This window comes from Candidatus Margulisiibacteriota bacterium (assembly GCA_028715625.1).
Taxonomy (GTDB): Bacteria; Margulisbacteria; Riflemargulisbacteria; order GWF2-35-9; family GWF2-35-9; genus JAQURL01.
Map to the genome: position 1 here is coordinate 1 of JAQURL010000099.1, position 6812 is coordinate 6812.

Genomic DNA, 6812 nt, shown 5'->3' on the forward strand with positions numbered 1-6812 from the left:
AATCTGTTGGATTTCCATAATAAATTCAATGAAAATCGATCGATATTATCAGTATTAAAGGATATTTTATATTCCAACCAAACAATTAATTCGGAGCGAAAAACAAAGATTGTTGACGATTTTTTTACATTGGAGGCATTAATTCAAGATTCCATTAAATGGAAAAATTTTTATATTTATGGTAAAGAAAACAAATATTGGAGTGAATCATTTGATAATTATAAAAAATATGTGCTGGTTAGTGGTGACAGGATCATAAACTCTGTATTGGAGGAATTGAAAATTATTTCTGCCTCAATAGTGGCTGAGCAAAAAAATAATATCCAGGAAATAATTTTTGTTTTAGAAAAAATGTTAAAAGAATACAGACTTACAGGCATTACAAGCAATCTTGGACCAAAAAGTAATATGTCCATAGAGCAGGAAGAGCTTCTAAATATTTTGGACCATATTTCCGAAAGACCTGCCTCTTTTTATGAAGTCAGACTGCAAATAAAAAATTTAATGATATCAATTTATTCCCAGGAAGGTGGAAAAGCCTTGCGGGAAGTGTTTGCCTGTTTTGAAGGTTTGCAGTGTCTGCTTTCTGACACAAAACCGGACAGAAAAAATACCGATCCGGCTAAAATCGGTCTATGGCAATGTCTGCAAAATTTCTCTAACAATATTGAGGTTGCCTGGGGAAAAATTATCAGGGACTTGCAGGAGCTGGGGATTATTACAATAGTTCAGCCCGGGCATCTTAAAGAAGAAATTCATGCAGCCATAAGAGACGACAAATTAGCTGATTTGAAAAATCTGGTGCTTCAGGGCGCTGATTTAAATTACTTATATGAAGATGTAACCCCGCTGATGCTGGCCATTATGTCTGACCGTGATGAAATTTTTGATTTTCTCCTGGAAAATAATGTTGATCTAGAGGCAACTGACCCCACAATGGGTTCTACTGCTTTGATGTTTGCCCTTGTCTGGCAGCGAGAAGATATGGCTATATCACTGCTCAGTAAAGGTGCAAATCCCGAAACAAAAAATAACAGAGATCAAAAACCTTTAATAATCGCCACTAACCTGGGCTTAAAAAAAGTCGTCCGAAAACTGCTGGAAAGAAAAGTTTCACTTAATGTACAAAATAAAGATGGTCTCACGCCTCTGGAAATTGCCAGAAAAAATGGCCAGCGCAAAATAGTTGAAATACTGGAAAGAGAACAGGAACTAAGAAAACACTGGGAATTTATGTAGGAAAATTTTTCAGGAAATAGCTTGCAAAATCCCGTTTAACAAAGCCGCCGGAGTCGGTGGACACCCTTTAATGCGGGCATCGACCGGAATAACCTTATCTATAGCTCCTATCGTGGCATAGTTTTCATCAAATATTCCCTGCCCACAGCCGCAGTCACCCACGGCAACGACCAGCTTGGGTGTAGGCGTGGCTTCATAGGTTCGTTTCAAGGCAATTTCCATATTCAGAGTTACCGGGCCGGTAACCAGCAATAAATCAGCAAAACGCGGTGAAGCGGTAAAGCGAACTCCGTATTGCTCAATATTGTATATCGAATTATTCAGGGCATGAATTTCCAGCTCACACCCATTGCAGGACCCGGCATCTATCTGTCTGATGGTCAGACTTCCGCGAAATCTTTTTTTTATTATTTTTGACAGCTTGCTGCCCAACACCTCAATGTTATCAGCATCCCGGCCCAAAACGTTTTCGGTAACAATACCGGTTTTAAAAATTTGAAACAGTGTTCTGATCATAAATCGTTCCCCGCGTAAGACGCATTAAAACTTTTATTGCAAAGCGGAAAATCCGGTACAATGTTATCCAGTACTGAGTATTCCAAACCCTTCCAGTTCAGTGCTGACGGATCTCTTGCCATACAGCGGTTAATCGCTCCTTTGGAGTCGCTTTGCAGCCAGTAAATTATTTCACCGCGCCAGCCTTCCACAACAGCGAAACCGGTTTTGTTAGGGGGAGGAAGAGGACAATCGGTTTTTATCGCGCCGGATGGTAAATTGTTCAGCAGCAAACGAATTAATCTGATTGATTCCCTAACCTCTTCAATTCTTACCCAAACCCGGGCATTAACATCGCCTGCGGTAAACACAGGTACTTTTATCTCCAGCTGATCATAGGGTGAAAACGGATTTTGTACCCGCGAATCTATATCCAGCCCGCTGGCTCTGGCCACAAACCCTACAACGCCCAATTCTAAAGCCTGAGCTTTGGACAATATTCCTGTCGTTAAGACTCTTTCTTCCAAAGACGGATTGCCGTCATAAATTTTTACCAGTAATTTGAACTCTTTTTCAATTTTTTTCAGCTCAGTGAGTATTTGTTCAATCCCGTTTTTATCAATATCAGCGACAATTCCTCCGGGTACTATTTTATCCATTACATATCTGTGGCCCCATAAGAGCTGATTTGTGCGCAATAACATCTCTTTTAAGCGCATCAATTGATATAATAAAATACTGAAAGCCGCGTCATTGCCTATGGCTCCTATATCGCCCAAATGATTGGCAATACGTTCACGCTCCAGAAATATCGCTCTAAGCCAGGCTGCTCTGGCCGGCACTTTGCAGCCGGTCATTGCTTCCAAGGCTATGCAATACGCCAAACTGTGCGCGACTGTAGAATCGCCGGAAACTCTACCGGCTAGCTTATATCCCTCCAGCCAGGGAGTAGATTCATAACGTTTTTCAATCCCTTTATGCACATATCCCAGTCTTTCTTCCAGATTAATAATAGCCTCACCTACCGCCTGAAAACGAAAATGACCCGGTTCAATAATTCCGGCATGTACCGGCCCAACCGGTATTTCAAAAACTCCCTCGCCCTCTGCCTGTATCCAGTCATATGTTCCTTCGCTTCTTCGCAGGACCGTATTTTGTTTGAAATTTTTACGCAGCGGCCAAGCATCTACCGGCCAATCTTCGAATTTAATCCAGGGCCTCTGATCCGTATTTCCAATGGCTTTAATTCCCATCAAGCTATATATCTGCCGTTCAAACCTGCTCGCGGCCAAGTAATAGCCGGAGATACTGTCAAATTCGGCTTTTTCTTTGCTAATCTCAGTTCTGACAATCTGATATTCGCCATTCAATCTGTAACAGGCATATACTTCAAAATAATTCTCACTTTCCGCTGACCACTCAGCAGCCAGGAAAGCGCCTTTTTTCTTTTGCTCAAAAGCTGTCCCGGCAAATTTATCAGCGGGAACTGTATAAGTCAGAACTTTATTTACACTCATTTAAGTATCTCCACTGCTTTATAAAACCAGTTGTTCAAAAAAACAGGCATATATAAACCTATAGCCAGAACAAGAACCAGGTGTAAAATTACCGGCACACTGGCAACCTTTAGTCTTTTCTGATAATCGGGTACGGGACCTCCGGTCATGGGCTGTACTTTTTTAAAGATAGCCGCGAAAGCCACCACCAGGCCCAGCAAAAGTAAAGGAGCAACCCAGGGCGCGTCCTTCATGGTTGCTGTGAGAATAAGAAATTCACTGATAAATATTCCGAATGGCGGCATACCCACAATAGCCATGGCTCCAAAAACCAGCCCCCAGCCCACATAGGGATTACCTTTGATCAGGCCTTTTATTTTATCAATCTCCTGCGTGGAATGCATTTGTGAAGCGTGCCCAACGGAATAAAAAATTGAGGATTTTGTAAGGCTATGCATCAGCATATGCAAAAGCGCGCCATAAGTAGCGATAGTGCCGCCCAGCCCAAAAGCAAAAGTGGCAATACCCATATGCTCTATTGAGGAATAAGAAAACAAGCGTTTTATATCTTTTTGCCTTAACAGGGAGAATGCCCCCACCAGTATGGACAGCAAACCAAAGCCCATCATAATATAACCGGCGTGATGGGTATGTGTAGCGCCGTCAACAATTGTCTTACAGCGCACCAGGGCATAAAGCGCAATATTTAACAGCAGTCCTGATAAAACCGCTGAAACAGGTGTGGGGCCTTCGCTATGAGCGTCAGGCAACCAGTTATGCAAAGGAGCAAGTCCTACTTTGGTGCCATAGCCTACCATCAGGAAAACAAAAGCCAATGATAAAATTGTGGGTTCCAGTTTGTCGCTGTATTGCGCCAGATTGGTCCAGAGCAAGGCATCTCCGCCTTCACCCAGTACCCTTTCAGCTGCAAAATATAAAAGAACAGTACCAAATAAGGCCTGGGCAATACCCACGCCGCAGAGAATAAAATATTTCCAGGCTGCTTCAATCGCACCCGGTGTTCTATAAAGCGAAACCAGAAGCACCGTTGATAGAGTTGCCAGTTCCATGGCTATCCATAAAACACCGATGTTGTTGGTAAGCAGACATAAGAGCATGGCGAAAATAAAAAGCTGGAACATGGCATGATAAAAACGCATTGAACGGTGGCCGACCTTTCCCTTTTCACGTTCTCTTTTCATATAACGTCTGCTGAAAATGGCCGTAGTCATGGATACGAATGAGGTTAATACAGCCAGGTAAACATTGAAGGCATCAACAAAAAAATATTTGTCCCAGACCAGCATTGAGCCTCCAAGATAAACTGAAACAGCCAGATCAACGCCGGCAACAAAGGTCGCGGCTGAAGCTATGATATTCAATTCATAGGAAAACTTTTTATCACCGACAATGGCGAGAACCAGAGCTGAAAAAAGCGGTAAAAATAATAATATTAAAAGCGACATTTTTATTCCTCTTTAAGTCGGGCCATCTGATCCACGTCCAGACTGTCAAAAGTAGTATTAATATGTAAAAAGAAGATGCCAAAAATAAAAGCAGCGATCAAAATATCAATGGCTACACCCAGTTCCACTACCAGCGGCATTCCGTAAGTGGCAGTAACTGCCGCGAAAAATAAGCCGTTTTCCATGGCCAGAAAACCTATGATCTGCGTTACAGCCTTACGTCTGGTGATCATCATCAGCAAACCGATCATTACGGTTGCCAGAGCGATAGCGATAATAGACTGTGTGGCGGACGTAGACAGTTCACGTACGGGAGAAGTCAGATGATAGGAAAAAATGACCAGTACCACACCTATCAGCATGGTTATGGGAACATTAACTACGGTTTCTATCTCCCGATCGATTTTCAGCCTGTTGATCAATTCGCGCAAAATATAAGGAAGCAGGATCACTTTTAAGATAAGGGTCAACACCGAAGATATATAAAGATGATGACGATGGGACACATAGCCCACAAAGGCAGTAGCCATGGCTAAAAAAATTCCCTGCCAGGTAAAAAGACTGATGAGGCCATACATTTTTCTCTGCACCAGCATGGCAAACGCCGTAAGCAACACCAGCGCTGCCAGCATAATAATTATTTGTTCTGTTATCAACATTTCATTTTTACTCCAGAATGAAATAAGAAAGCATTCCCAGCATGGCTATCAAAAACGCCGCTCCCAGGAACTCAGTTACCCTGAAAAGCCTCATTTTCGCCAGACTGGTTTCAAAAACCACCAAAACCACACCGATAATAATAAATTTAATAATCAGAAAAAATAAAGCCAGAGTAACTGTAACTATGCTGATATTATCCGCAATACCCCAGGGCAAAAATGCGGCGTTGCCCAGAACAATAAACAAAAAGAGTTTCATCATGGAGGCCCATTCCATAAGGGCCAAATGTCTGCCCGAATATTCCAGGATCATGGCTTCATGAATCATGGTTAATTCCAGATGGGTAGCGGGATTATCAACCGGTATTCTGCCGGTTTCGGCAACAGCTATCATTATGAAGGCCCAGAAAGCAAAAATAAATGAAGGTCTGATAGTGGCAAGGAGTCCGCTGCTGGTAATAACCTGCACTATGTGCGACAGCGATGTTGATTTACTTGTAAGTGAAACAGTAAAAACCACAATCAGCATGGCCGGCTCAGCCAGAGAAGCAATCATCATTTCCCGGCTGGAACCCATTCCGCCGAAAGCTGTTCCGATATCCATACCAGCCAGCGCTGTAAAAAAACGGATCATAGCAAAAAGCGCGACAATAGCTATTACATCAGCGGTTGAAGAAAATGGCAAATCAATAACCAGGATTGGAATGATTGCGCCGATCATTAAAGTTATACCGAATACCAGATAGGGAGTCAGTCGAAATATCCAGGACGCGTTTTTGGCCAGGAAAACATCTTTTTTAAAAAGTTTCAAAATATCCAGATATGGCTGGAATAAACTAGCAGACTTTCGGCCCTGCAGCCAGCATTTCAGTCTGCGAATCCATCCTACAAACAAAGGAGCCCCTATAAGCAGGATAAACAACTGAGCTATTTCAATAATATAAGGTATCGGTTTCATTTTAAAAGTATTAAAAGCACAATAATAGTGACAAAGGAATAAATTAAATACTGCTGTATGTGACCCTGCTGCAGACGGCCGAGCTGTCTGGCAATGATATAGCAGATATTGACTATAGGCTTATAAATAATGCCCACAAAATAATCCCTCACACGCAGATGATACTTGAGCCCCAGTTTCTCCCTGACGCTAAAAAGACCGCCAAAAATTCTGCGTATGGGCATGGCAAAGGAAGTGGCGTTATATTGCATTCTGGGGGTAAGTTTTTCAAAACCGCAATCCCAAGCATCACAGCGTTTAATGGTACCCTGTTTAACATGAAATATTACAAAAGTGATAAAAATTATGGCGACAACACCAACAAAAACTATACTGCCGGAGTATGCCGCTCTTTCCGCTACGATTGGCGTTAACCACAACCAGTCAAATCCTGAAATGCTTGAATTTATTGAGGCACTGACCAGTTGTTGCGAAATACTTGACATCCAGCTGATAAAAA

Annotated in this window: 7 protein-coding genes; 1 reads left to right on the forward strand and 6 read right to left on the reverse strand. The window is 42.2% G+C overall.

Annotated features, from left to right (window positions below; translation table 11 throughout):
• Positions 1–1239, forward strand: a 1239-nt coding sequence (locus tag PHV30_11495; GenBank protein ID MDD5457637.1) for an ankyrin repeat domain-containing protein, incomplete at its 5' end; no start/stop codon positions are given.
• Positions 1240–1248: 9 nt separating this feature from the next.
• Here PHV30_11495 and PHV30_11500 read toward each other — a convergent pair.
• The 6 genes from PHV30_11500 to PHV30_11525 all read right to left on the reverse strand — a co-directional run.
• Positions 1249–1755, reverse strand: a complete 507-nt coding sequence (locus PHV30_11500; protein ID MDD5457638.1) for an NADH-quinone oxidoreductase subunit B family protein — start codon at positions 1753–1755, stop codon at positions 1249–1251.
• A complete protein-coding gene (locus tag PHV30_11505) occupies positions 1752–3251 on the reverse strand; it encodes an NADH-quinone oxidoreductase subunit C (GenBank protein ID MDD5457639.1) in 1500 nt (499 codons plus the stop codon). The genes PHV30_11500 and PHV30_11505 overlap by 4 nt, the downstream gene beginning before the upstream one ends.
• Positions 3248–4696, reverse strand: coding sequence for a hydrogenase 4 subunit F (locus PHV30_11510; protein MDD5457640.1), 1449 nt, complete (start codon positions 4694–4696; stop codon positions 3248–3250). The genes PHV30_11505 and PHV30_11510 overlap by 4 nt, the downstream gene beginning before the upstream one ends.
• Before the next feature lie 2 nt (positions 4697–4698).
• Entirely contained in the window at positions 4699–5355 is a 657-nt protein-coding gene (locus PHV30_11515) for a formate hydrogenlyase (protein MDD5457641.1), read from the reverse strand.
• A 7-nt stretch (positions 5356–5362) separates the two neighbouring features.
• The gene (locus tag PHV30_11520; GenBank protein MDD5457642.1) at positions 5363–6313 is read right to left on the reverse strand and encodes an NADH-quinone oxidoreductase subunit H; all 951 of its coding nucleotides are present in this window, start codon (positions 6311–6313) and stop codon (positions 5363–5365) included.
• A partial coding sequence (locus tag PHV30_11525; protein MDD5457643.1) for a hypothetical protein occupies positions 6310–6812 on the reverse strand: 503 nt, incomplete at its 5' end. The genes PHV30_11525 and PHV30_11520, both read right to left, overlap by 4 nt.